This is a genomic window from Rhizobium deserti (assembly GCF_004358025.1).
Classification (GTDB): domain Bacteria; phylum Pseudomonadota; class Alphaproteobacteria; order Rhizobiales; family Rhizobiaceae; genus Neorhizobium; species Neorhizobium deserti.
The window spans coordinates 1114526-1138013 of sequence record NZ_SMTL01000001.1; the positions used below are offsets into that span (position 1 = coordinate 1114526).

The following is a 23488-nucleotide window of genomic DNA, read 5'->3' on the forward strand; positions in this document are numbered from 1 at the left end:
AAATGTGCGAGCCACCATGGCCCTAGGCGCGTCGAAACCCTTCGCTGGCCACCAGCAGCCGGCGCGTATAATCGGCTGAGAATTCGCGTTTCTCCAGCGCCTCCACCGCCACCGTCTCGACCACCTTGCCGCTCTTCATCACCGCCAGCCGTTCGCACATGTGGCTGATGACACCGAGGTCGTGGCTGACCATCACGAAGGTGAGGTTGCGGTCGCGCCGCGCCTGTTCGAGCAGGTTGAGGATTTCCGCCTGGATCGAAGCGTCGAGTGCCGAAGTCGGCTCGTCGAGCAACAGGATTTTCGGCTCCAGGATCAGCGCCCGGGCAATGGCGATGCGCTGCCGCTGTCCGCCAGAAAGCTGGTGCGAATAGCGGAAGCGGAAGCCGGAGCCGAGGCCGACCTCGTCCAGCGCCCGGTTGATGCGCGTCTCGATATCGGTGAAGCCGTGGATGACGAGCGGTTCCAGCAGCAGCCGGTCTACCGTCTGACGCGGATGCAGCGAGCCGTAAGGGTCCTGGAACACCATCTGAACGGTGCGGTAGAACTGCTTGTCGCGCCGGCTGCCGGAATAGGCCTTGCCATTGACGGACAGCGTCCCTTTCTCAAAGGCCGCCAGCCCAGCGATCGCCCGCAGCAGCGTCGATTTGCCGGAACCGCTCTCGCCGACGATCCCGAAGCTTTCGCCGGATGCGATATCGAAGCTGACATGGTCGAGCGCCGCGAAATCCTCGTAGGTCACCACCATGTCGCGGATCGAAAGAGCAGAACTCATAGGGCCCACTCCGGCTTGCGGTCGAGAACCGGCAGCGGATGCCGGTCGGAACCGATGGTCGGCAGACAGTTCAACAGCCCGCGCGTATAAGGATGCTGCGCCTTGGAAAGGTCGGCCGAAGCCAGTTCTTCCACCACCCGCCCGGCATACATGACGAGCACGCGGTCGCAGAACGACGAAACGAGCCGCAGGTCGTGGGAAATGAAGATCAGCCCCATGCCGCGCTCGGACACCAGCTTGTCGAGAATATCCAGCACTTCCAGCTGCACGGTCACGTCCAGCGCCGAGGTCGGCTCGTCGGCGATCAGCAGTTCCGGGCCGCAGATCAGCATCATGGCGATCATCACCCGCTGCCCCATGCCGCCGGATACTTCATGCGGATAAAGCGAAAACACCCGTTCCGGATCGCGGATCTGCACCGCCTCGAGCATGGCGAGCGCCCGCTTCTTTGCTTCGGAACTGGAGATCTTCTCGTGGGTCTTCAGTGTCTCGACGATCTGCCGGCCGATCGGCATGACCGGGTTCAGCGAATATTTCGGATCCTGCAGGATCATCGCCACCTGCTTGCCGCGCAGATCGCGGCGCTCGCGGGCCGGCATGCCGAGCAGATCGCGGCCGCGGAAGGCCAGCGTCTTGGCGGTGATCTTGGCGTGTCCGGGCGTCAGCCCCATGATGGCGCGGCCGGTCTGCGACTTGCCGGAACCGCTTTCGCCGACAATCCCGAGCCTTTCCTTGCCGAGTGTGAAGGAAACGCCCCGCACCGCCTGCACCTCGCCGGTGCGGGTCGGAAAGGTGACGCGCAGGTCGTCGACCGTCAGAAGCGGTCCGAAACTCCCGTTGCTCATTGGCCGGCCTCCTTCGGGTCCAGTGCATCGCGCAACCCGTCGCCGAGCAGGTTGAAGCCGAGGCTGACCACGAGGATCGCGAAACCGGGCATGGCGGCCACCCACCATTGATCGAGGATGAAGCGGCGGCCCGAGGCGATCATCGCGCCCCATTCCGGCAGCGGCGGCTGCGCGCCGAGACCGAGGAAGCCGAGGCCCGCAGCCGTCAGGATGATGCCGGCCATGTCGAGCGTCACGCGCACGATCAGCGACGACATGCAGAGCGGCATGACGTGGCGCAGCACGATGCGAAAGGGCGAGGCACCCATCAGCTTCACCGCTGAGATGAATTCCGAATTGCGGAAGGTCAGCGTTTCGGCACGGGCGATGCGCGCATAGGGCGGCCAGGAGGTGACGGCGATGGCCAGGATGGCATTCTCGATGCCGGGCCCGAGGGCGGCGACCAGCGCCAGTGCCAGGACGAGCTTCGGGAAGGCGAGGAAGATATCGGTGATGCGCATCAGCACCGCATCGACCCAGCCGCCGGCATAGCCGGAAACCGTGCCGACGATCAGCCCGATCGGCGCGGCGATCACCGCCACAAGCACGACGACGAACAGGGTCAGCCGCGAACCATGGATGAGGCGCGAAAGGATGTCGCGGCCCTGGTCGTCGGTACCGAGCAGGTAGCTCGGTGTCCCGGGCGGCAGCAGGCGGGCATTCATCAGATCGCCCTGCACCGGATTATGCGGCGCCAGCACGTCGGCAAGCGCCGCCACCACCAGCAGAGCCAAGATGATGCCAAGCCCGATCAGTGCGAGCCGGTTTTCGGCGAACCGCCGCCAGATGATATAGGCGCGGCCGAGCCGGGCTTGGTTGCGCGAGGTCGGCCGGTCGGACAGCAGCCATGCCCGGCTGTAGGGCTTCAGGGTCTCGCCCATGCTTGTTGACTGATGGCTCATCGCCTGGTCCTCGGGTCCAGCGTCCGGTAAAGGAGATCGGACAAAAGGTTGATGCTGACGAAAACGACGCCGATGGCGATCGTGCCGCCGAGCACGGCATTCATGTCGGCATTCTGCAGCGAATTGGTGATGTAGAGGCCAAGCCCCGGCCAGGAGAAGATCGTCTCGGTCAGCACCGAACCTTCCAGCAGCCCGGCATAGGACAGCGCGATCACCGTCACCAGCGGCACGGCCGCATTGCGCAGCGCGTGGAACCAGATGATCCGCGTTTCCGAAAGGCCCTTTGCGCGCGCCGCCACCACATATTCCTGGGAAAGCTCGTTCAGCATGAAAGAGCGCGTCATGCGGCTGATATAGGCGAGCGAGAAATACCCGAGCAGAGCACCCGGCAGGATGATGTGGCGGAAGAGGTCCCAAACGACTTCCCACTGCCCTTGCCAGATCGCATCGAGCAGGAAGAAGCCGGTGACGGGGGTGAAGGTGTACTCGTAGACGATATCGATGCGGCCGGGATAGGCGACCCAGTTCAGCCGGGCGTAGAACAGCAGGAGGGATAGCAGTCCCAGCCAGAAGATCGGCACCGAATAGCCGATCAGCCCGATGATCCGGACGATCTGGTCGGCAATCGATCCGCGCTTGACGGCGGCCAGTACCCCGAGCGGCACCCCGATCAATGCCCCGATGATCGTGCCGACGGTCGCCAGCTCGATGGTCGCCGGAAACACCCGGGCGATATCCGCCATGACCGGATTGGTGGTTAGAACCGAGGTGCCGAAATCACCCGTCACGGCCTGTTTCAGGTAGATCCAGAACTGCTGGTAAAGCGGCAGGTTGAGGCCGAGCTGCTCGCGCACCCGCTCCACCACATGCGCCGGCGCACGGTCGCCGACAATCGCCAGCGCCGGATCGATCGGCACGACGCGGCCGATAAAAAACGTCACGGCCAGGAGGCCGAGAAAGGTGGTAGCGGCAGTGACGATGAAGCGCAGCACCGCTTTGGCGAAGGATGAACCACGGCGCCGTCGGCGCCGCGTTGCCACTATCGTGTCAGGTAAGGTCAAGGAAGCCGGCCTTCAGACTATTCCTTGGACACCGTGTAAACGAAGTTGGTGTCGAAGCTCGGGCCAAGCTTGAAGTTCTTGAGCTTGGAGGAATAGCCGGCCACTTCCGTCTGCTGGAAAAGGAAGACGAAGGGGCTGGTGGCCAGAAGCTTCTTCTGCAGGTCCTCGTAGATGGCCGCGCGCTTGGCTGCATCCTTCTCCAGAAGCGCGCCCTTGGCCGCGTCAGAATATTCCTTGGGAACATCCCAAGCGTTGCGCCAGGCGAGCGTCTTGTTGGTGCCGGCGTCGGAATTGTCGTAGTTGATGGCAAATGTCTCGGCATTGGAATTCGGATCGAAGTAATCCGAGCCCCATTGGCCGATATACAGGTCATGGGTGCGGGCGCGGAACTTGGTCAGCGTCTGCTTGCCGTCGCCGGGGATGATTTCCATCTTGATGCCGGCCTGGGCCAGCGTCTGCTGCACGCTTTCGGCAATGCCGGTGACCGGCTGCGTGTTGCGCACGTCCATGGTGATGGTGAAGCCGTCCTTCAGCCCCGCCTTGGCAAGTAGTTCCTTGGCCTTGGCGACATCCAGCTTGTAGGGTTTGTCGTCGATCGCGCCCAGCTGCCCCTTGGGCAGGAAGGTCTGGTGGATTTCGCCAATCCCCTTGATCAGCTTTGCGCCGATCGCGTCATAGTCGACGAGATATTTCATCGCTTCGACGACTTCGGGCTTGGCCAGGTTCTTGTTCTTCTGGTTGAGGCTGAAGAAATAGACTGTGCCCTTCGGCGCCGAGGTCAGCTGGATGCCGTTCTTCTTGGTCACCGCTTCCATATCGCCGGGCTCAAGGTTGCGGGCAACGTCGATATCGCCATTCTCGAGCGCCAGGCGCTGGCCCGAACTTTCCTTCATGTGCCGGTAGATGACCCGCTTCAGCTTCGGCTTTTCGCCGAAGAAGTTTGGATTGGCTTCCATGATGATGGCTTCATTGGCGCGCCAGGTCAGCACCTTGTAGGCGCCGGAACCGGCATAACCAGTCTTCATCCATTCATTGCCGAAATCTGTTTCGTATTTGTAGTCGGCGCTCGGCGTCACCTTCTTGGCATGTTCCATCACCAACTTCTTGTCGACCACGGAGGCGACGGTGGCGGTCAGGACGTTGAGGACAAAGCTCGGTGCATAGGGCTTATCGACGGTGAAGACGAATGTATCCGCACCGGAAGCCTTGGCCTTTTCAGCAACATTGTCGCCCTTCAGGCCGAACTGGGTGAGCAGGAAGGCCGGCGACTTGTCGAGCTTGACGGCGCGTTCAAACGAGAAGGCGACGTCTTCAGCGGTAATCGGATTTCCGGAAGCGAATTTCAGGCCGGATTTCAGCTTAAACGTATAGGTCAGGCCGTCGTCGGAAACCGTCCAGCTGTCGGCCAGCTCACCGACCACTTTGGACGTGTCGGCCGGATCGAGCATGACGAGCTTGCTGTAGCTGTTGGCGGTGATTTCCGCGGTCGAAAGCTCGAAGGCCTCCCCCGGATCAAGCGTGATGATGTCGTCGAAGGCAAAGCCTTCCACCAGCGTATCGGCCGGCGTCGCGGCAAAGGCCTGCGGCGCGGCTGCGAGAAGGAGGGACAGGGCCGCGCTGGTGGACAGCAAGCGGATTCCGGCATGGAGTGAATGGATCATGGTCGTCGTTCCCTTGTTTTTGTATCTTTGGAGCCGCCTATTCGTGCCAGGCCTTCCCCAAGACTCTCAACCAGTTTTCCCGGCAAAGCTTTGTTAATTCCGCCTCACCGTATCCCTCAGTTTTGAGGGCTGCAACCAGATTCTGATTGCCGGCAGCATCATGAATTTCTTGCGGAATCGAGGCCCCGTCGAAGTCGGATCCCAAGGCTACGTGATCGATGCCCATACGCTCGATCATATAGTTGATATGGCGGATCATGTCGGACAGCGGCGTTGCGGCATCGTCGCGTCCATCGGCCCGCAGCATGGTCACCGCATAGTTGAGCCCGGCCACGCCGCCGCTCTCCTTGATGGCATCCATCTGCTTGTCGGTCAGGTTACGGGCAACCGGCGTCAGCGCATGCGCGTTGGAATGCGTGGCGATCAGCGGCTGATCGGACGTCTTGGCCACATCCCAGAAACCTTTCTCGGTAATGTGGGACAGGTCGATCAGAATGCCGAGCCGGTTGCAGGCCTTGATCAGCTCGAAGCCGAGGTCGGTCAGGCCCGGGCCTGTATCGGTGGTCATCGGATAAGCGAAGGGAACGCCATGGCCGAAGATATTGTGGCGGCTCCAGACGGGACCGAGCGACCGGAGCCCGGCGGCGTAGAATACATCGAGATTGCGGAGGTCGGGATCGATCGCCTCGCAGCCTTCCATATGCATGACGGCGGCGAAGATCCCGTCATCCATGGCCCTGCGGATATCGGCAGTGGAGCGGCACAGCCGCCATGCGCCGGCGCGATCCAGCCGAAGCGCGATCGACGCCTTTTCAAGAGCGATGTCGAGCGACGGAGAATAATCGAGCGGAGCGGCGAGCGGCGTCTCATAATGCCCCTGCTCGTCAGGCTCCTTGAGCACGAGATCGCCGGATGGAATGTAGATGGCGCAAAACCCGCCGGCTAGACCGCCAGCCTTGGCGCGGGGGCGGTCGATATGGCCACTCGGAATGCCTTCTGCAAATTCGCGGACCGGGTCGCCGCCTGCCTTCATGTTCCGCCAGAGCCGCAAAAGCACGTCGTTATGGCCGTCGAACACCAGTTCCATGAAGCTATTCCCGATTTTATTGAAGGTACCAAGATGAATGATGAAGCGATCCTAGCCAGCCACTTGGCTTTCGCAAGACGCAATCCGCATCAAAAACGCCAACTCCCCTCGCCTGCCTTTTGCAGCATGGGCGTGCGGAAGGCGCTGACGACGCGGCCACGCCAGTGAGGACCGAAAGCGTCCAGCCGCTGGTGCCAACGCTCCGATTGCAGCATGGCGGCGCCGATCACCACCGGCTCGATGCCGAGCGATGCCATCAGCGTCAGGCCTGAGACGATCGACGTGCCGCTGGAGATCACGTCGTCCACCAGCGCGACGCGCTTGCCCTGAATGAGCGGCAGCATGCGGGGATCGACATAAAGCCGCTTCTGCTGTTCCGGCGTGGTGATGGAAGACAACGGCACCGACAGGCTCTCGTCGTACCAGAATTTGCGAGAGGTCCCGAGCGGCACATAGCGCGTGTGGCCGAGGGCGCGGGCGACACCGGCGGCCAATGTCAGCCCCAGCGTCGGCAGGCCGATGATAATTTCGGGCCGAAAGGCGGCAAGCTTCGGCGCAAGGTCGCCGGCCAGCGCATCCTGCACATCGAAGCTCGCTTGGTTGATGATCAGCGAGGCGAGCGCGTGGCTTCCGTCCGCCAGCGGCCGGATCGGCAGGCGGATCTGCTCCCCCTGGCCGAGCGTCGCCGGAAAGAAACCGGTGAACGGCCCGACCGTATCGAAGCTGCCGGGCGGATGGATGGTCTGCCAGAAATCATGCGGCTGCATCGGCGGCACCTATTCCAGGATGTCCAGAACAGGCGATCGGAGCAGCCTGCCCGTCGTCACATCGGCAATGCCGCGGTCTGTCTGGTGCGGGCCGGGATTGCAGGCGAGCGTCGCACCGAAACAGGCCTTGAACACCAGATAGGGCGGCTGCCAGTCGACGACCCTGTCCATGGCGGCGCGGATGGCGCTGAAGCGTTCCGCCACCTCGGCAGCCGGCGCCTGCGACAACAGGCCGGAAAGCGGCAGCGGCAACAGGGCGGTGACCTCGCCATCTTCGACAACGGCCATGCCCCCGCCGGCGGCGATCACCGCGTTGGCGGCCATTGCCATGTCTCGCGGCTTTGCGCCGAAGACGGTCAGGTTATGGCTGTCATGGGCAAGCGTGGTGGCGAACGCACCCTTCCAGGCGCCCCAGCCGGTCAGGTAGCCGACACGGGTGCGGCTGTCGGCGCGGCCGTGGCGGTGGGTCACGGCGATCAGCGTCGCGCCCTCCGGGGGTACCACGAAACCGTCGACGACATCCGCATCCGTTTCTCCCCAGCGCGTGAACCGCGGCTGGTCTATGGTCGCGAGGCGAACCCTGCGTCCTTCCGATGCGATGCGAAAATCCTCTTCCCGCAGCGAGCGCAGCTTCACCGAATCCCGCAGCGGCGCAGGGTCGGCGTGGCTGAGTTTGGCGGTCATGGCGCCGGACCTGGAAACCACGGTTCCGCTCGCCAGAACAGCCCGCGACCGAAAGTCGCCGAGGTCCTCGAACACCGCGATATCCGCCCGTCGCCCGGAAGCAATCAGCCCCAGATCGTCCCGTCCCAGCCGCATGGCCGCGTTAAGTGTCCCGGCCCGAAGCGCCCATTCCGGCTTCAGCCCGTAGCGCACCAGCCGGCGCACCACATCGTCGAGCCCGCCGCCTTCAACGAGATCGTCGGGAAACACATCATCCGTGCAAAACGTTACGGTCTGCGGCAGATGCGGCAGGGCCTTCAGCGCCTCGACCAGTTCAGGCAGAAGGTGATCATGCGAGCCGCGCAGCTCGATCGTCAGGCCCGCCCGAAGCTTGGCCAGCAGATCCTCGCCGGAAACAAGCTCATGATCGGAGGTGATGCCGGCCACCATGAAGGCGGCAAGATCGGCGCCCGCCAGCCCGCGGGCATGGCCGAAGATCATCTTTTCCGACGACAGTGCCGCCTGGACGATCTCGCTGATGCGCGGATCGCGGTCGATGACGCCGCGCATGTTCATGACTTCCGCCAGCCCGCAGATCTTTGGCCAGAACAGCAGTTCCTCAATCGTCGAGGCGTCGAAATCGGCACCGGCAACTTCAAATCCCGGAGCCGAGGGAACGCAGGAAGGCGCCAGAACGACGGAGCGCAAGGGCAAGGCCTTCACCGCCTCGACCGCCCATCGGACGCCGTCGACGCCATGCACATTGCCCAGCTCATGCGGATCCCAGACCACGGTGGTCACGCCGCGCGGCAAGACCTCTGCCGCATAATTGGCCGGCGTCACCATCGAGCTTTCGATATGCATGTGCATGTCGATCAGCCCGGGTGACACGAAGGCACCCGTCGCATCGATCACCTCTGCCGCGTCGGCACGGCTGCCGGTCGCGTGGACGCTGGCGATCAGCGGTCCGACAATGCCGATATCGGCCGGTCGCAACTCGCCCGTCACCACATCGACCAGCGTGCCGCCGGTGATCAGGATATCGAAGGCCGCATCGCCACGCGCCGCAATCACGGCGCGGTTGCGAAGCTCCGGATCGTTGAACTCGTTCACATCCGTGATGATGCTCTTCACCAGCTCGCCTCCGCTTGCAATGTTTCAAGAATGACCGACCGCGCCTTTTCCACGTCGATCTCGACCGCATAGGCGCCGTTGAACTCGCCGCGGCCGAGCCGCGTCTCGACCACCGTGCGTCCGCGGGTCAATCCTCCGCAGAGCTCCACATCCAGCCGTGCCGCTCGCCAGGTAACGGTGCCAGGATAGGCCAGGGCGACAGCCGCCACCGCGTCATAAAGCGGCATGGCCGGTCGGCCGCGGCTGATGGCGATCTGGATGAAACCTTCAAGCAGGTCGGCCAGAAGAACGGCATTGCGGCCGCCGGCACCGCGAATGGGCGCAACGTTGTCAGGGCCACACAGGACCCTGCGGCAGAGATCGAGATCGACCATTCGCAGCGGCACCTTGTGGGCAAGCACGATCGCCAGCGCTTCGGGATCGGCAAAGGCGTTGAACTCCGCCGAAGCGGTGTGATTGCCGGTGGTTACGGCGCCGCCCATCCAGGTCAGATCGGTGATCTTCTGCGCCAGATCGGGCCGCGCCAGGGCCACTGCGGCGATATTCGTGAGCGGCCCCAACGCCAGGATGCGGCGCTCGCCCTCCGCCTTCTCCAACCAGGCGCAGAGAGCCTCGAAGGCATCGTTCTGGAATGTCGCCGGCGCCTCCGGCAGCGTCAGCCCAGCGCTCGGCATGCCTGTTTGCCCGAGAATATCCGTTGCGGTTTCAAGGCGCCCGAGCACAGGTGCCCGACGCCCCGCATGGATCGGGAACGGCCATACGAAGGCGGCTGCGGCGCTTGCCGAGTTGCGCATGACTTGTTCCAACGAGGCATTGCCGAAGGTCAGCGAGACGCCATCAATGCTTAAGCCCGCATGCGCCACGGTCATCACCGCGACAATGTCGTCGAAGCCCATATCGGTATCGATCCAGATGCCCATGGCGACCGCTCCTCAGGAAAACGTGGAAAGCGGCGCGGCCTTGTGGGCCGGCAGGTCAAAGGCGAGTTCAGCGCCGAGCGGATGCGCCGGCGCGCTCGCCTCGACCTCCGCCTTGATGGCGCCAAGCGGCGTGTCGAGCAGGTATTCGCGGCTATCGCCGGCAAAGGATGTGCCGCGCACGGTGCCCCGAAAAGGACCTGTCCCAAGGGACACCATGCGCGGACGCCAGGCCAGACCCGCCGCTGAAGGGGGCTGGCTGGAAAGCTCCTCAAGACCGGAAGCAGTCCTGAGCCTGCCGTTCTCGAGCGGGAAAATGTTCTCGAAACCAACGAAATCTGCCACGAAAGACGATACCGGGCGATTGTAGATATCCTCCGGCGAGCCGATCTGCTCGATCTTTCCGGCCTTCATGACGACGATCCGGTCGGCCAGCGCCAGGGCTTCCGCCTGGTCGTGGGTGACGAAAATCATCGTCACGCCGGTCTCCTTCTGGACGCGCTGCAGCTCGGTGCGCATTTCCAGGCGAAGCCGGGCATCGAGGTTGGAGAGCGGCTCGTCGAGCAGCAGGACTTTCGGCTCCATGACCATGGAACGGGCAAGTGCGACGCGCTGCTGCTGGCCGCCCGAAAGTTCGGCTGGCTTGCGGTCGGCAAAGGTCGACAGGCCGACGGAGGTCAGGCCGGAGCGCACTTTTTTATCAAGTTCGGCCCCGCGAAGCCCCTTGAGCTTCAGGCCGAAGGCGACATTCTCGTAGACCGAGAGATGCGGAAACAGCGCATAGGACTGGAAGACCAGGCCGACCGCACGCTTGTTGGGCGAGACATGGGTGATGTCGGCGCCGTCGAGCCTGACATGACCGCTTTTGACCGGCAGCAGCCCGGCGACTGCCCGCATGGTCGTCGTCTTGCCGCAGCCCGAAGGCCCGAGCAGCGCGATCAGCTCGCCCTTGGCGATATCGAGGTCGAGATCCGGCACGGCGACCGTGTCGCCATAGGCGAGCGTCAGCTTCTGCAGCGAAAGATAGGAGGCATCAGACATAGCGGGAAAATCCGAGGAAACGTTCTGCGGCAAAGACGATGCCGATGGACAGGAAGGCGAGCAGCGCCGACAGCGCGGCAACCGATGGGTCGAAGACGATTTCCATATAGGCGATCATGTCGACCGGTAGGGTGCGTACGCCCGGGCCGGAAAGAAACAGCGATACCGGCACCTGGTTGAACGAGGTGACGAAGCCGAGGATGAAGGCCGACAGGATGCCACCGCGGATGTTCGGCATCACCACCCGGAAGAAGGCCCCCGTGCGTGACGATCCCAGCAGCACGGCGGCCTCCTCGATGTCGGAGCGCAGATTGTCGAGGCTGGCGGAGACGACCCGCACCGCATAGGGCAGAACAAGCGCCGTATGGGCCAGGAACAGCGCCAGCGTGATGCCGACCTGGAAGGGCACGACGATATAGCGAAGAAGCGCCAGCCCGACGATGATGCCTGGCACGATGATCGGCGCCGAAACCACGGTGCGGATCACTTCCGCTCCCGGCAGCTTGTAGCGCGACAGCGCATAAGAGGCCGGAATACCGAGTACGAGCGCCGCCGCCGTGCCGCCGATCGCTAGAAACAGCGACATGCCGAAGGAAGCGCGAAAGCTTTCGACCGTGAAGACCTTGGCGATCCATCGCAAGGAAAAACCCTGCGGCGGGAAGGCCAGCGTATCACCGGCCGAAAACGAGGCGGCGACGATAATCAGGAAGGGCCCGATCAGGAAGGCGATCACCAGAAACAGGATGATCGGAATGAACAGGCTGCGGGCAAGGGTGTTCGAATTCATCCCTGGCTCCTTACCTTGTTGCGGGCCGTCGCGACGCGTTTCAGGAGGATATTGGCGGCAAAGCTCATGACGATCAGGATGAAGGCAATGACGCTGGCGGCGACGAAATTGCCCGAAACCGAGACCTGCTGGTACATCAGTGTTTCGAGCATCAGCACCTTGGAGCCGCCGAGAATGGCGGGCGTGATATAGGCGGTGAGCGAGCCGGTGAAGACCAGTGTTCCGCCGATCACCAGCCCCTCCTTGGTGAGCGGCAGCACAACCTTCCAGAACACCTGGAACCAGTTGGCGCCCAAGACACGGGCCGCGGGAATGGCATCCTTCGGCATGTTTTCGAGTGCCGAGATCAGCGAGATGATCATCAGGGGCAGGAACAGCTGCAGAAGGCCGATAAAGATCGCCGTTTCGGAAAACAGGATGCGCAGCGGCGCGTCGGTTATCCCCAATGCCTGGAACGCCTGGTTGACGATGCCGGTGCGACCGAGAATGACGATCCAGGCATAGGTGCGCGCCACCGGCGAGATCATCAGCGGCAGCACGACGAGGCCGGTGATCTTTCCCTTGGTCGCAGGCTCCAGACTGACGATGGCGAATGCAGCGGCATAGCCGATCACCGCTGACACGACGGTGACGATGGCGCCAAGACGCAGCGTGCGCAGGAAAACCGTCTGGTTGAGCGAATTGGAAAAGAAGTCCGTATAGGCCGAAATCGTCCATCCGCCGACGGGATCGCGAAATCCGTCTGACAGCAGGATGATGACGGGCACGAGAAACACCGCCGCCGCGAAGATTGCGGCAGGCAATGCAAGTGCAAGCGCCTCGGCCCTGTTCTGGAACATGCGAATTAATCCTGCGTGATTGTAAACGAGATGCGGAGGGGCATTCGCGCCCGGACCGCATCCCTTCGCCTTGGGAGGCTACTCTTTGGATGGCGTTACTGCCCGACCGTCTCGTTCCAGCTCTTCACCCAGCCGGCGCGATTGTCGAGCGCCACGGCAGACGGAATGAGCTTCAGGCTCTTGGCGGTTTCCTCGCCATAGGTGAGATTGCCGGCGACCTCATCGGAAACCTTGACCTGGCGATTGGCCGGGCTGTCGATCATCTTTTCGGCAAGCTTGGTCTGAACTTCGGTCGACAACCAGAAATCCATGAACTGCAGCGCCAGATCCCGGTTCTTGGAGCCCTTGGTGAGGATCATCACGTTCATGCCACCGGTCTGGCCTTCCTTGGGCATCGCCCAGGCGACGGGGAGGCCGAGCTTGGCGAAGGGCGCCCAGGTGAAGCGGCCGATTGGGGCGGCCCAGATTTCTTCCTGCTTCATCAGCTGCACGAGCTGCGAGGACTTCTCATAGAAGGTGACGATATCGTCCTTGCTTTCGCCGACCGCCTCGATGGCGCCTTTGAGGTCCGGCGTGTCCTTGCCGAGCGCCTGGCCGAGCATGTAAAGCGCCGGCGGACCCTGGTTGGTGGTGACGTTCGGCCAGGCGATATGGCTTGCATATTCCGGCTTCAGCAGATCTGCCCAGCTTTCAATCTTCATCTTGTCGGAGCGATAGGCGATCGAGGTGGCGTAGAATGTATAGCCGACGCTCATGCCGTCGCCGTTCGGATCCTTGGCAATGTCATAGAGCTTGTCGAAGCTTTGAAGCTTGGCCGTGTCGATCTTGTCGATCAGGCCGGCGCGCGATGCGGCCAGTGCATCTGCCATGGAAACGGCAGCAAGGTCGACGACAGGATTGGCCTTGTTCGCCTCCATCTTCGCCAGCCGCTCGACGCTGTTGCCGGTCTCGACGACCAGCTTGCAGCCACAGATCTTCTCGAAGGGATCATAAACGATCTGCTTATACTCGTCCTGCGCCAGCGCATAGACGGAGATCGTCAATGTCTTTTCCTGCGCTAGAACCGGTGTCTGCGCGCTACCGAGGGTGAGCATCAGGACGGCGCCCGATGCGAATACAACCTTCTTCATGATTTGAGTTCTCCTGCTGGAATCTTCTGGAGGGTTCGGGCATGCAAGCTCAGCGTCTCGTGATGCGGATTGACCGCAGCGCTGGTCTGACGGGCAATCAGCGTCATCGGCACACGGTCCCGTTGGGCAACCGCCATGCCGCCCACGTCCGCGGTTTCAGGACTTTCCTGGTCGATCACTCCAAGCAGCGCACTGACGGCGATCTCGGCAATCACGGACATATTCTGCCGCACCGTGGTAATGCTGGGACTGACCACAGAAGACCAGACGAGGTCGTCGAAGCCGACAATGCTGGCCTGATCGGGAATACGGACGCCGGCGCGTTGCAGCTCCGTCAGGGCGCGCAATGCATGCAGATCATTGCTGGCGGCAAAAGCGGTAAAGCCGCGCTCGATCCTGTCTGCCAGACCCAGCGCGCAACCGGGACCGGCGAGGGCTTCGGCCTTTTCGATCCAGATGACCTCGATCCTTGCATCCTTCGGCATGCGGGATTTCATGCCGCCGATCCGGTCGTTTTGAACATTGGACTGCGGATTGGCGCCGATCAGCACGAAGTTGCGATGGCCGAGCCCGACGAGATGTTCTGCCACCAGCTGACCGCCTTGCCAGTGATCGGCCGAGACCGTGTTGCCGGGCGTCGAGGGGCTGTCGATCACGGCGACCGGGCAGCCGAGATCGGCAATCCGGGTGCCAAAGCGCGGCACGATGACCATGCCATCCACCTGCCGCTCCATCAGCCGCTGGATGGCCAGCGTCTGCGTATTGTTGTTGCCGCGCGAGTCGGCGATCAGCACGCCGTAACCGGCACTGGCCGCAGCGTTTTCGATAGCTTGAGCGATCTGCGGAAACAGCGGATTGGCAATGTCCGGCAGCACCAGACCGAGCACGCCGGTCCGCCCCGTGCGCAGAGCCCGGGCCGTGAGGCTCGGCACATAGCCGAGCTCGGCCGCTTTGGCGCGGATCTTGTCCACCAGTTCCGGCGACACGCGGCCCTTGCCCGAAAGCGCATTGGACACCGTTGCCGCAGACACGCCAAGCGCCAAAGCGATAGCGCTCATATTCGTGCTTTGGCGGACGACGGCCATGGGACCTGCCTGATTAATCGTTTAAGCAGGATAATATGGAAAGGTCAGGGAGTCGAGTCCCTTGCGTTCTTAGGCGTTTGGCCGACTAGCATGTCGCTCACTCATGCCACCGGCCTTGATCAGCAGGTCTGCCAGGACGCTGTTCTGAGCCTCCCACGCCATGGCGAGCGCCGTCTTTCCATCATGACTGCGCGCATTGACGTTGGCGCCGGCCTCGATCAGCGCCTCGATAACGTCTTCCCGATCGGGCTCCGTCATATTGACAAGCAGCGGTGTCCGCCCGTCCTTGTCGCGTGCTTCCAGATTGCCGCCTGCGGCAACGACTTCGGCGACTGGCGCGGGATCCGCGATGATGTGCAGCAGCGTGATGCCCTCATCATTGGCGGCATTGACGTCGGCGCCGTTCGCGATGAGCATCCTGAAGATGGCGGGTTCGAAGTAAAGGTCCTGCAGGTTCATCGGCTGAAAGCCAAAGGCACCGGACGATGTTGCAAGCTTTGGCTCCGCCTGCAGCATTGCCATGACCATAGGCACGTCGCCGGTCTCAACAGCACGATGAAAGGTCTCGACATCATTGGAACTCATTGCTGAAGCCCCGTGGAAACCAGCGAGAGCAAGAGGCAAAAGACTGCGAACCTGCGCATAATCTCATCCGATCAGGTTTGCTGGTAAACAGCCACAACACGGTCAAAGGCTCGGTTTTCGAGATCCTTTTCACGGATCAGGAAATAGACCGTGCCTTCCGCGCTGTCCTGCATCCAGTCGGAAACCTCGACCTGCAGCAGAAGCCGCCACTCCTTCGCCTTCTCGATCACCTTGTCCCGGTTCTTTGCCCAGTCTTCACCGGACAGGAACTGTGTATTGTACTCGCTGACGACGACCGCGTCGTAGCGCGGATCGTCCTGCACCGGCACCGGCGCGCCGAGCAGCTGATTTCCCGGGTAATACTCTCCCGACAATTCTCCATAAGCCTGGCTGAACTTCTGCGACCCGCCGACCACCGCGCGATCGGCCGAATAGGTCTTTTCCAAACGTCCGGATGCCTGAAATTCGAGACTGGAATAGACCGGCAGTTGCAGCGCGAGCTTCAGCGCCATCGGCCTGGACGGACCGCCATAGGATGTTCCCGGTTGCGGCGCGCCGGGTGCGCGGGTCTCTGGCTGCAGCCCATATTGCTTGTTCGTTTGTTCGGCCATTTGCCGGTAGGCAGCAGCAGCGTCCGAGAGTTCGGCCGGCACTGCAGCCTGCAATAGGCTGTCGCTCGGGCTGCGGTCCCAAATCACCTTGGCCGACTGTGTGCCGCTATCGAAGGGCCCAGCGATCATGTCGTAAAAGAACAGGAGCCGTCCTTCGCTCGGCAGACAACTTGCCACCTCACCGAGACCAGCAGCCTCACCAAGGTCGACCTGGGCGAAGAAGGCATAGGGAAGGCCGCCGGCAAGATGAGCGCGCAGCTCCTTGTCGTAAGGTTCGCCGGCGCGTTTGGCGATCTCATCCGTATTCTCCGGAACAGGCCGGCGCGGCCATTCCGTATCCTTCGGCAGGTCCGGTACACCGCCGATCCGGCTGCCGCCCTTGCGATCTGCGTCCTGCACCGAAAAGACGACGACCGGGCGCAACTGGCTCGCTATCATTTCGACCATGTCCGGAGCAAAGCGCTCCTCGATCACCTGATGCGCTTGTGCCGGCGTGTCGAACATGTTCATCCCTCGCCTGTCCGAAAGAGGAGAGACTTAATGGACGGATGCACCTTGGCAAGCCATGGATAGCGCTACCGCCCCAGCACGTCCGTCGGCAGCGCTCGACTTCGTTGATCAGCAAGTCCCGGAGGCAGCGACAGGCTTCAAGAATTCCTTTTGTTGACCGGCGTAACAGGCGCTGGGGCTGCGAACCGGTACGGGAAGGCCTACGTCTGCATGCCGTATCGGCATCAGGCTCTGCGGACGCCAGTCATGGGGAGGCTAAATCAATGATTTGAGCAGGAGAAATCGGCCCATGAACGAGTCGAGTCCGCATCCGCTGGCGAACCATGCAGGTGATCGCCGAAACGGATTGTTCGAATTCTTTAGCTCTCCCAATAGGGCGGATCGCCAAAGGTCACCCGCAGATGCTCGGCAATCGCCCGCAGCTTCGCGGAGGCGCCCCGGCCTTGCGGATAGGCCATGTAGATGAATTCCTGGGCCGGCTTGTGCTCCAGCACGACCTCCTGCAGCAGCCCTTCGCGCACCGCCGCGCCGGCAATGAAGGTCGGCAGCATGGCGAGGCCGAGCCCGGCAATGGCTGCATCTCGCAACATGTCGCCATTGTTGACGACGGCAGCCGGCCGTGCCCGCACCAGGATCGGGCCATCCTCGGTCTCGAAGCGCCAGTCAGACACGCCTCGGTTGGTGTAGAATATCCCCCGATGGGTTTCGAGCTCCTTCAGGCTTCGCGGCGTGCCGAACCGCTCAAGATAGTCCGGCGATGCCAGCAGCAGGCGACGGCTTGGCGCGAGCTTCCAGGCGATCAGGCGGGAATCGGCGATGGGCCCGTGACGGATTACGGCATCAAAACCGTCCGCCACTGCATCCACCCGCCGGTCATCGATATCCAGCGTCAGCGCGAGTTCCGGGTTTTGGCGCAGGAATGGACAAAGTGCCGGCCCCAGATGAAGCCGCCCGAAGGTCACCGGGGCAGCCAGACGCAGCGGCCCGGCAAGCGTTCCCCGCCGCTCCGATATGTCGGCGACGGCATCCTCGATCTCCGCCAGGATGCGGCGCGCCCTTTCCAGGAAGGCCGTGCCGTCCTCGGTCAGCGTCAGCTTACGGGTCGTCCGATGCAGGAGAACCACGCCTAGGGATTTTTCCAGCTCCGCCAAACGCTCGCTGACGACGGATTTCGACAGCCGCAGCCGCCGGGCAGCCGCGATGATCGAGCCGCTTTCCACGATGGCGGCATAGGCAAGAAGCGCTTCGGTTTTCAGCATTGTTCGAACATTCCGGACGGCAGTTCCGCTGTTCGCAGGCTAATCCGAACGCTGGAGAAATGCCATCTTCCGATCAAGCCAACGGAGGGGTCTCCTCCACGATCAAGGAAAGCATGACAATGAACAGACTGACGAACAAGGTCGCCATCGTGACGGGCGCCAGCTCCGGCATCGGACGCGTGACGGCGAAGCTCTTCGCCCGGGAAGGCGCGAGGCTCGTCGTGGCCGCGCGCCGCCAGGCGGAACTGAACAGCCTGGTCGACGAGATCCGGGCGCAAGGAGGCGAAGCGATTGCCATAGCCGGGGACGTGCGCTCGGAAGATTACCACAAGGCTCTCGTCGCCGCCGCGGTGGAGCGCTTCGGCAAGCTCGACATCGCCTTCAACAATGCCGGCACGCTTGGCGAGGGCGGCCCCACAACCGGCGTGTCCGAGGCGGGATTTGCCGACACGCTCGCCATCAACCTCACCGCCTCCTTCCTGGCGGCCAAGCACCAGGTTCCGGCTATGCAGGCCAATGGCGGCGGCTCGATCATCTTCACCTCGACCTTTGTCGGCTATACGGTCGCCTTTCCCGGCACGGCCGCCTATGCCGCAAGCAAATCCGGCCTGATCGGCCTCACCCAGGCACTAGCCGCGGAATACGGACCGCAGAACATCCGCGTCAACGCCGTCCTTCCGGGTGCCGTCGAAACGGATATGTACCGGGAACACAATGACACGCCGGAAAAGCAGTCCTTCGTCACCTCGCTTCATGCGCTGAAGCGCGTTGGCACGCCGGAGGAGATTGCCCGCTCCGTCCTCTATCTCGCCTCCGACGACGCGAGCTTCGTCACCGGCACCGCGTCCCTTGTGGATGGCGGCCTTTCCATTACCCGCACCTGACGCTGCCCGGGTGGCTGGCGAAATCGAGCCACCCTCACCACCCCACCACGTCCTGCTGGAAGCGTCCGACCTCCTCGATCAGCCAGGCCCGGAAGGCAACGACGGGCCTGAAGTCCTTCTTGCTCACCGGCGCCACGGCATAATAGCCGCTGGGGCTGCGCACCGGGTGCGGGAAGGCCTCGACGATCTGGCCGCTCGCCAATTCGGTTTCGATCAGGAAAAGCGGCATCAGTGCCACGCCCAGCCCGGCAATGGCCGCCTGCGCCACATTGCCGAATTGCTCGAAGCGCATGCCCTGCGACGGCGTCCCCGTCACGCCGAGGCTTTCGAACCAGTGGCCCCAGGCGCCCGGCCGCGACGCCATGTGGAGAAGCGGCAGGCGCAAGAGATCCGCGCCAGAAGCGATCGGATGGGCGGCCAGAAATGCCGGCGAGCAGACCGGCGCGACGGTTTCCTCCATCAGAAAGGTGCATTCCGCCCCCGGCCAATCCGGCCCCTTCTCTCCCATGGGGCCGATATGGATCGCCATGTCGATGCCGTCGCGGTCGAAATCGAAAACGCCGATGCGGGTTGCGAAATTCAGGGTGATCTCCGGGTGCTGGGCAACGAACGACGGTATCCGCGGCATCAGCCAGCGGGTGCCGAAGGTCGGCAGGATGGCGAGGTTCAGCTGGTCGCTATGTCGTTTGGTCATGACCTGCAGGGAGGCGGAGCGGATCTGCGCCAGCGCATGGGCGACCGCATTGGCGTAATCCTGGCCAATCACCGTCAGCACGACGCCGCGGCTGGTGCGTTCGAAAAGCAGGGCACCCAATTGCTCTTCCAGTCCGGAAACCTGGCGACTGACCGCCCCTTGCGTCAGCGATAGCTCCTCTGCGGCCGCCGAGAAACTGCCGAGCCGGGCAACCGAGTCAAAGGCGGCCAGCGCCGAAGTCGAGGGAAGAAGTTTTCGCGAAAGACCGAGCATGCGCTATTACTATAGTTCATGTCTGCTTGAGTAAACGGGTCTTGCTCTTGGCGACGGCACAACCATAATCGACCCAACCTGACATGGAGCGAGACCCTTGGCCTTTTCCTGGAACGATCCCTTTCTTCTCGAAGATCAGCTTTCCGACGAAGAGCGGATGATCCGCGATGCCGCTGCGGCCTTCGCCAAGTCCGAACTTCTGCCGCGCGTCAACGAGGCCTATCTGGACGAAACGACCGATCCGGGCCTCTTCAAGCTGATGGGCCAGACGGGCCTGCTCGGCCTGACGCTTCCGGAAGAGTTCGGCGCCGCCAACGCATCCTACGTGGCTTATGGCCTTGTCGCCCGCGAGATCGAACGCATCGATTCGGGCTACCGGTCGATGATGAGCGTGCAGTCGTCGCTGGTCATCTATCCGATCTTCGCTTACGGCTCGGACGAGCAGAAGCAGAAATATCTTCCCGGCCTGGTGTCGGGCGACCTGATCGGCTGTTTCGGCCTGACCGAGCCGGATGCCGGATCCGATCCCGGCGGCATGAAGACCCGCGCCGAAAAGATCGCCGGCGGCTACCGCCTGCGCGGCGCAAAAATGTGGATTTCAAACGCACCGATCGCCGATGTCTTCGTCGTCTGGGCCAAATCGGAAGCCCATAACAACGAAATCCGCGGCTTCGTGCTCGAAAAGGGCATGAAGGGCCTGTCCGCCCCGAAGATCGGCGGCAAGCTGTCGCTGCGCGCTTCTATTACCGGCGAGATCGTCATGGACGGCGTCGAAGTGACCGAAGATGCGATCCTGCCGAACGTCTCGGGGCTCAAAGGCCCGTTCGGCTGCCTCAACCGCGCCCGATACGGCATTTCCTGGGGTGTCATGGGTGCCGCCGAAGACTGCTGGTTCCGCGCCCGCCAATACGGTCTCGACAGGAAACAGTTCGGCAAGCCGCTCGCCGGCATGCAGCTCTACCAGAAGAAGCTCGCCGATATGCAGACGGAGATCGCACTTGGCCTGCAGGCGTCGTTGCGGGTCGGCCAGCTGATGGACAGCCACAGGATGGCGCCGGAGATGATCTCCATCGTCAAGCGCAACAATTGCGGCAAGGCGCTTGATATCGCCCGCCAGGCCCGCGACATGCACGGCGGCAACGGCATCCAGGCCGAATATCATGTCATGCGCCATTCGCAGAACCTGGAGACGGTCAATACTTATGAAGGCACGCATGATGTGCATGCGCTAATTTTGGGTCGTGCGCAGACGGGGATACAGGCGTTTTTCTGAGACTGGCGTTTACCCTGACAACGTCCGTCCCTCCTTGCCCGGGAGGTATGGACACCTGAGGCGGCCACCGGCACTCATTCCTTCAGCCAGCCGTTGATTGTGGGCGCCAATTATCCTACGTCAGGTGCGCTATTCCCTTGCCGGCATTGCCGGCCTTCGCCCGATCTCCATGCGAACGAAAGCGGACATCATGACTGCCTATCCCGACGTAAAACTTTTCATCAATGGCGAATGGCGCGATGCCATTGGCGGCGAAACCCTCCCCGTCATCGATCCGGCAACCGAGGAAGTGATCGGCAAGATCGCCCATGCGCGTCCGGCCGATCTCGACCTGGCGCTTGAAGCTGCCGACAAGGGTTTTAAGGTCTGGCGCGACACTTCCGCCTTCGAGCGCTCCAAGTTGATGCGCAAGGCTGCCGATATCATGCGCTCCCGCGCCGACGACATCGCCTATCTCATGACGCGCGAACAGGGCAAGCCGCTCGCCCAGTCCAAGATGGAGGTCATGGGTGCCGCCGATACGATCGACTGGTTCGCCGAAGAAGCTCGCCGCACCTATGGCCAGATCATCCCAGCCCGCTTCGGCGGCGTCCAGCAGATGACGATCAAGCTGCCGGTCGGCCCGGTTGCCGCCTTTACCCCATGGAATTTCCCGATCAACCAGATCGTCCGCAAGCTGTCGGCCGCCGTCTCGACCGGCTGCTCGATCATCGTCAAGGCACCGGAAGAAACCCCCGCCTCGCCCGCTGAATTGATCCGCGCCTTTGCCGATGCAGGCGTGCCGGCTGGCGTCATCGGCCTCGTCTATGGCATTCCGGCGGAAATCTCCGAATATCTGATCTCCCATCCGGTGATCCGCAAGATTTCCTTCACCGGCTCCACCCCGGTCGGCAAGCACCTGGCGGCACTCGCCGGCAAGCACATGAAGCGCGCCACGATGGAACTCGGCGGCCATGCGCCGGTGATGATCTTCAACGATGCCGATATCGACAAGGCGATCGAGGTGACGGCCGCCGCGAAATTTCGCAATGCTGGCCAGGTCTGCGTCGCGCCGACCCGTTTTCTGGTGCAGGACGGCGTCGCCGACCGGTTCCTCGACGGCTTTGTCAAGGCGGCCGAGGCGCTGAAGGTCGGCAACGGCCTGGAAGATGCCACCACCATGGGCCCGCTCGCCAACGAGCGCCGCATCCCGGTCATGGAGGACATGATCCACGATGCTGTGTCCAAGGGCGCAACCTTGAAGACCGGCGGCAAGCGCGTCGGCAACAAGGGCTATTTCTTCGAGCCGACGGTGCTCGCCGACGTGCCGACCTCGGCCAATATCATGAACGACGAGCCTTTCGGCCCGATCGCCATCGTCAACCGCTTCGCCCATTATGAGGAAGCGATCGAGGAAGCCAACCGCCTGCCCTTCGGCCTCGCATCCTATGCTTTTACTGGCTCGGTGAAGACCGCGCATGCGCTCGGCCGTCAGGTGGAAGCCGGCATGCTGACCATCAACCACAACGGCCTAGCCATTCCCGAAGTCCCCTTCGGCGGCATCAAGGATTCCGGCTACGGCACCGAAGGCGGGTCCGAAGCCACGCAAGCCTATCTGGAAACCAAGTTCGTTTCGCTGATGAACTGAATAGATCATTTGCTGCAGCGTTTGAGCCGGCCAGAGCGAGTGCTCCGGCCGGTTTTGCTTGAGGTGACGCAAAACAAGAGCCGCACGCTCCGAGCGATGAACGGAAACCAGACTGGCTACGGCGGGAAACTGGCCGAATTGCATGAACCGCGCCAAGGCCCGGCTTTACCAACGCGCCTTGTATTTTGGCTCATCGGATTCCGGGTCAGCGTCACATTTGACATTTTCAAACCACTTGCTGTCGTAGCAGCGGCGCAGTGCATGTTCTCTTAGACGATCTAACCGCGCTTCCGCGATCGACCGCCACCATTTGGCTTCGATTTCTGGCCATTGCGCTTGGTCCGGGGCGCATACCTGTACCTGCTCACCACCATTGCATTGCAGGCGTGCGCCATCCAAAAGCCCGACCAAGGCGCGCACGCTCCGCTCATCTCCAGGAGGATGGGCACCCAGACCTTCAGTCTCGCCCCATCGCGCTGCCGTTCTTGTCGCCTCGCTCGGTCCGGCGATCTCGGACATGGATGGTATCCGGATGATGCGCCCTCCGGAAGAACTGGAACCTACAAAACCATGCTCCATCAGAGGCCCTTGTCCTTCCATGGTCGTCCCGATGATGGAAAGCACCTGCGTCCAGTGTTGTGCCGCATTGGGTGATCCGGTGCCGGGGCGAAAGCGATATGCGAATGAGCCATCCTTAGGATAACGCAGTTGTATCTCGGTATATCTCTGGTCGATCCGTATCATTGAGGCGACAACACCGCTTTCGCCCATCTGCAGTTTATCCGCATCGACCGGGATGTGATAGATGGTCACGGCGCCACCGCGCTCCAGAAGCTCGCCGGCAATTTCCACTGTCAGATCAGAGGCAGCCGCAAGTTCGCTTGGGCCAAACAAGGTGATCGCTGCTGTGATCAGCCCGCCATATGCCAGCCTCGTGGTTGGATGTACGAAACTCATCAGCATCACAATCTCCCATGACATCGGCCGCGCAGCCACTTCTCCCATGCTTGGTCACGTCACCTGCTGGCTTCCAACAGCAAGC

The 23488-nt window shown here is 62.4% G+C and carries 22 protein-coding genes; 3 read left to right on the forward strand and 19 right to left on the reverse strand.

Annotated elements, in window-relative coordinates; genetic code table 11:
- Positions 1-22 precede the first annotated feature (22 nt).
- The 17 genes from E2F50_RS05340 to E2F50_RS05420 form a co-directional block, all read right to left on the reverse strand.
- The gene (locus tag E2F50_RS05340) at positions 23-772 is read right to left on the reverse strand and encodes an ABC transporter ATP-binding protein (RefSeq protein ID WP_133314983.1); all 750 of its coding nucleotides are present in this window, start codon (positions 770-772) and stop codon (positions 23-25) included.
- Complete coding sequence (locus tag E2F50_RS05345; RefSeq protein ID WP_133314984.1) at positions 769-1617, reverse strand: ABC transporter ATP-binding protein; 849 nt, start codon at positions 1615-1617, stop codon at positions 769-771. Before E2F50_RS05345 ends, E2F50_RS05340 begins: the two co-directional genes overlap by 4 nt.
- Positions 1614-2558, reverse strand: a complete 945-nt coding sequence (locus E2F50_RS05350; protein WP_245515290.1) for an ABC transporter permease — start codon at positions 2556-2558, stop codon at positions 1614-1616. Before E2F50_RS05350 ends, E2F50_RS05345 begins: the two co-directional genes overlap by 4 nt.
- The gene (locus tag E2F50_RS05355; protein WP_425375366.1) at positions 2555-3601 is read right to left on the reverse strand and encodes an ABC transporter permease; all 1047 of its coding nucleotides are present in this window, start codon (positions 3599-3601) and stop codon (positions 2555-2557) included. The genes E2F50_RS05350 and E2F50_RS05355 overlap by 4 nt, the downstream gene beginning before the upstream one ends.
- 35 nt (positions 3602-3636) lie before the next feature.
- The gene (locus E2F50_RS05360) at positions 3637-5280 is read right to left on the reverse strand and encodes an ABC transporter substrate-binding protein (protein WP_133314986.1); all 1644 of its coding nucleotides are present in this window, start codon (positions 5278-5280) and stop codon (positions 3637-3639) included.
- Positions 5281-5317: 37 nt separating this feature from the next.
- Positions 5318-6367 (reverse strand): dipeptidase, encoded by a 1050-nt coding sequence (locus tag E2F50_RS05365; RefSeq protein ID WP_133314987.1) that lies wholly within the window; start codon positions 6365-6367, stop codon positions 5318-5320.
- A gap of 89 nt (positions 6368-6456) precedes the next feature.
- Positions 6457-7134, reverse strand: coding sequence for a phosphoribosyltransferase (locus tag E2F50_RS05370; protein WP_133314988.1), 678 nt, complete (start codon positions 7132-7134; stop codon positions 6457-6459).
- Between the two features lie 9 nt (positions 7135-7143).
- Entirely contained in the window at positions 7144-8931 is a 1788-nt protein-coding gene (locus tag E2F50_RS05375) for an adenine deaminase (RefSeq protein WP_245515291.1), read from the reverse strand.
- The gene (locus E2F50_RS05380; RefSeq protein ID WP_133314989.1) at positions 8928-9851 is read right to left on the reverse strand and encodes a nucleoside hydrolase; all 924 of its coding nucleotides are present in this window, start codon (positions 9849-9851) and stop codon (positions 8928-8930) included. The genes E2F50_RS05375 and E2F50_RS05380 overlap by 4 nt, the downstream gene beginning before the upstream one ends.
- 12 nt (positions 9852-9863) lie before the next feature.
- Positions 9864-10889, reverse strand: coding sequence for an ABC transporter ATP-binding protein (locus E2F50_RS05385; protein ID WP_133314990.1), 1026 nt, complete (start codon positions 10887-10889; stop codon positions 9864-9866).
- Positions 10882-11676: an ABC transporter permease gene (locus E2F50_RS05390; RefSeq protein WP_133314991.1), complete on the reverse strand. Its 795-nt coding sequence runs from the start codon at positions 11674-11676 to the stop codon at positions 10882-10884. Before E2F50_RS05390 ends, E2F50_RS05385 begins: the two co-directional genes overlap by 8 nt.
- Entirely contained in the window at positions 11673-12515 is an 843-nt protein-coding gene (locus E2F50_RS05395; protein ID WP_133314992.1) for an ABC transporter permease, read from the reverse strand. The genes E2F50_RS05390 and E2F50_RS05395 overlap by 4 nt, the downstream gene beginning before the upstream one ends.
- Positions 12516-12610: 95 nt before the next feature.
- Positions 12611-13645 (reverse strand): ABC transporter substrate-binding protein, encoded by a 1035-nt coding sequence (locus E2F50_RS05400; RefSeq protein ID WP_133314993.1) that lies wholly within the window; start codon positions 13643-13645, stop codon positions 12611-12613.
- Positions 13642-14730: a LacI family DNA-binding transcriptional regulator gene (locus E2F50_RS05405; protein WP_133314994.1), complete on the reverse strand. Its 1089-nt coding sequence runs from the start codon at positions 14728-14730 to the stop codon at positions 13642-13644. Before E2F50_RS05405 ends, E2F50_RS05400 begins: the two co-directional genes overlap by 4 nt.
- 69 nt (positions 14731-14799) lie before the next feature.
- Complete coding sequence (locus E2F50_RS05410) at positions 14800-15315, reverse strand: ankyrin repeat domain-containing protein (RefSeq protein WP_133314995.1); 516 nt, start codon at positions 15313-15315, stop codon at positions 14800-14802.
- 71 nt (positions 15316-15386) lie between these two features.
- Positions 15387-16436 carry a DUF1963 domain-containing protein gene (locus tag E2F50_RS05415; protein WP_133314996.1) on the reverse strand — a complete coding sequence of 350 codons (1050 nt, stop codon included), beginning with the start codon at positions 16434-16436 and terminating at the stop codon, positions 15387-15389.
- 359 nt (positions 16437-16795) lie between these two features.
- Positions 16796-17695 (reverse strand): LysR family transcriptional regulator, encoded by a 900-nt coding sequence (locus tag E2F50_RS05420; protein WP_133314997.1) that lies wholly within the window; start codon positions 17693-17695, stop codon positions 16796-16798.
- 119 nt (positions 17696-17814) lie between these two features.
- On the opposite strand from E2F50_RS05420, the gene E2F50_RS05425 reads away from it, so the two are divergent.
- Positions 17815-18579 (forward strand): SDR family oxidoreductase, encoded by a 765-nt coding sequence (locus E2F50_RS05425; RefSeq protein WP_133314998.1) that lies wholly within the window; start codon positions 17815-17817, stop codon positions 18577-18579.
- Positions 18580-18613: 34 nt separating this feature from the next.
- Here the strand turns inward: E2F50_RS05425 and E2F50_RS05430 are convergent, their stop codons facing one another.
- Entirely contained in the window at positions 18614-19546 is a 933-nt protein-coding gene (locus E2F50_RS05430) for a LysR family transcriptional regulator (RefSeq protein ID WP_133314999.1), read from the reverse strand.
- A gap of 97 nt (positions 19547-19643) precedes the next feature.
- On the opposite strand from E2F50_RS05430, the gene E2F50_RS05435 reads away from it, so the two are divergent.
- Both E2F50_RS05435 and E2F50_RS05440 read left to right on the forward strand, forming a co-directional pair.
- Entirely contained in the window at positions 19644-20819 is a 1176-nt protein-coding gene (locus E2F50_RS05435) for an acyl-CoA dehydrogenase (protein WP_133315000.1), read from the forward strand.
- Positions 20820-21009: 190 nt separating this feature from the next.
- Entirely contained in the window at positions 21010-22446 is a 1437-nt protein-coding gene (locus tag E2F50_RS05440; RefSeq protein WP_133315001.1) for an NAD-dependent succinate-semialdehyde dehydrogenase, read from the forward strand.
- A 165-nt stretch (positions 22447-22611) separates the two neighbouring features.
- Here E2F50_RS05440 and E2F50_RS05445 read toward each other — a convergent pair whose 3' ends face one another.
- Complete coding sequence (locus E2F50_RS05445) at positions 22612-23409, reverse strand: hypothetical protein (RefSeq protein ID WP_133315002.1); 798 nt, start codon at positions 23407-23409, stop codon at positions 22612-22614.
- Positions 23410-23488: the final 79 nt, after the last annotated feature.

What these genes read in the sequence shown, in the direction of transcription:
- E2F50_RS05340 (WP_133314983.1), bottom strand. Translation starts at nt 772, where the DNA reads ATGAGTTCTGCTCTTTCGATCCGCGACATGGTGGTGACCTACGAGGAT.
- E2F50_RS05345 (WP_133314984.1), bottom strand. Translation starts at nt 1,617, where the DNA reads ATGAGCAACGGGAGTTTCGGACCGCTTCTGACGGTCGACGACCTGCGC.
- E2F50_RS05350 (WP_245515290.1), bottom strand. Translation starts at nt 2,558, where the DNA reads ATGAGCCATCAGTCAACAAGCATGGGCGAGACCCTGAAGCCCTACAGC.
- E2F50_RS05360 (WP_133314986.1), bottom strand. Translation starts at nt 5,280, where the DNA reads ATGATCCATTCACTCCATGCCGGAATCCGCTTGCTGTCCACCAGCGCG.
- E2F50_RS05365 (WP_133314987.1), bottom strand. Translation starts at nt 6,367, where the DNA reads ATGGAACTGGTGTTCGACGGCCATAACGACGTGCTTTTGCGGCTCTGG.
- E2F50_RS05370 (WP_133314988.1), bottom strand. Translation starts at nt 7,134, where the DNA reads ATGCAGCCGCATGATTTCTGGCAGACCATCCATCCGCCCGGCAGCTTC.
- E2F50_RS05380 (WP_133314989.1), bottom strand. Translation starts at nt 9,851, where the DNA reads ATGGGCATCTGGATCGATACCGATATGGGCTTCGACGACATTGTCGCG.
- E2F50_RS05385 (WP_133314990.1), bottom strand. Translation starts at nt 10,889, where the DNA reads ATGTCTGATGCCTCCTATCTTTCGCTGCAGAAGCTGACGCTCGCCTAT.
- E2F50_RS05390 (WP_133314991.1), bottom strand. Translation starts at nt 11,676, where the DNA reads ATGAATTCGAACACCCTTGCCCGCAGCCTGTTCATTCCGATCATCCTG.
- E2F50_RS05395 (WP_133314992.1), bottom strand. Translation starts at nt 12,515, where the DNA reads ATGTTCCAGAACAGGGCCGAGGCGCTTGCACTTGCATTGCCTGCCGCA.
- E2F50_RS05400 (WP_133314993.1), bottom strand. Translation starts at nt 13,645, where the DNA reads ATGAAGAAGGTTGTATTCGCATCGGGCGCCGTCCTGATGCTCACCCTC.
- E2F50_RS05405 (WP_133314994.1), bottom strand. Translation starts at nt 14,730, where the DNA reads ATGGCCGTCGTCCGCCAAAGCACGAATATGAGCGCTATCGCTTTGGCG.
- E2F50_RS05410 (WP_133314995.1), bottom strand. Translation starts at nt 15,315, where the DNA reads ATGAGTTCCAATGATGTCGAGACCTTTCATCGTGCTGTTGAGACCGGC.
- E2F50_RS05415 (WP_133314996.1), bottom strand. Translation starts at nt 16,436, where the DNA reads ATGAACATGTTCGACACGCCGGCACAAGCGCATCAGGTGATCGAGGAG.
- E2F50_RS05420 (WP_133314997.1), bottom strand. Translation starts at nt 17,695, where the DNA reads ATGCTGAAAACCGAAGCGCTTCTTGCCTATGCCGCCATCGTGGAAAGC.
- E2F50_RS05425 (WP_133314998.1), top strand. Translation starts at nt 17,815, where the DNA reads ATGAACAGACTGACGAACAAGGTCGCCATCGTGACGGGCGCCAGCTCC.
- E2F50_RS05430 (WP_133314999.1), bottom strand. Translation starts at nt 19,546, where the DNA reads ATGCTCGGTCTTTCGCGAAAACTTCTTCCCTCGACTTCGGCGCTGGCC.
- E2F50_RS05440 (WP_133315001.1), top strand. Translation starts at nt 21,010, where the DNA reads ATGACTGCCTATCCCGACGTAAAACTTTTCATCAATGGCGAATGGCGC.
- E2F50_RS05445 (WP_133315002.1), bottom strand. Translation starts at nt 23,409, where the DNA reads ATGCTGATGAGTTTCGTACATCCAACCACGAGGCTGGCATATGGCGGG.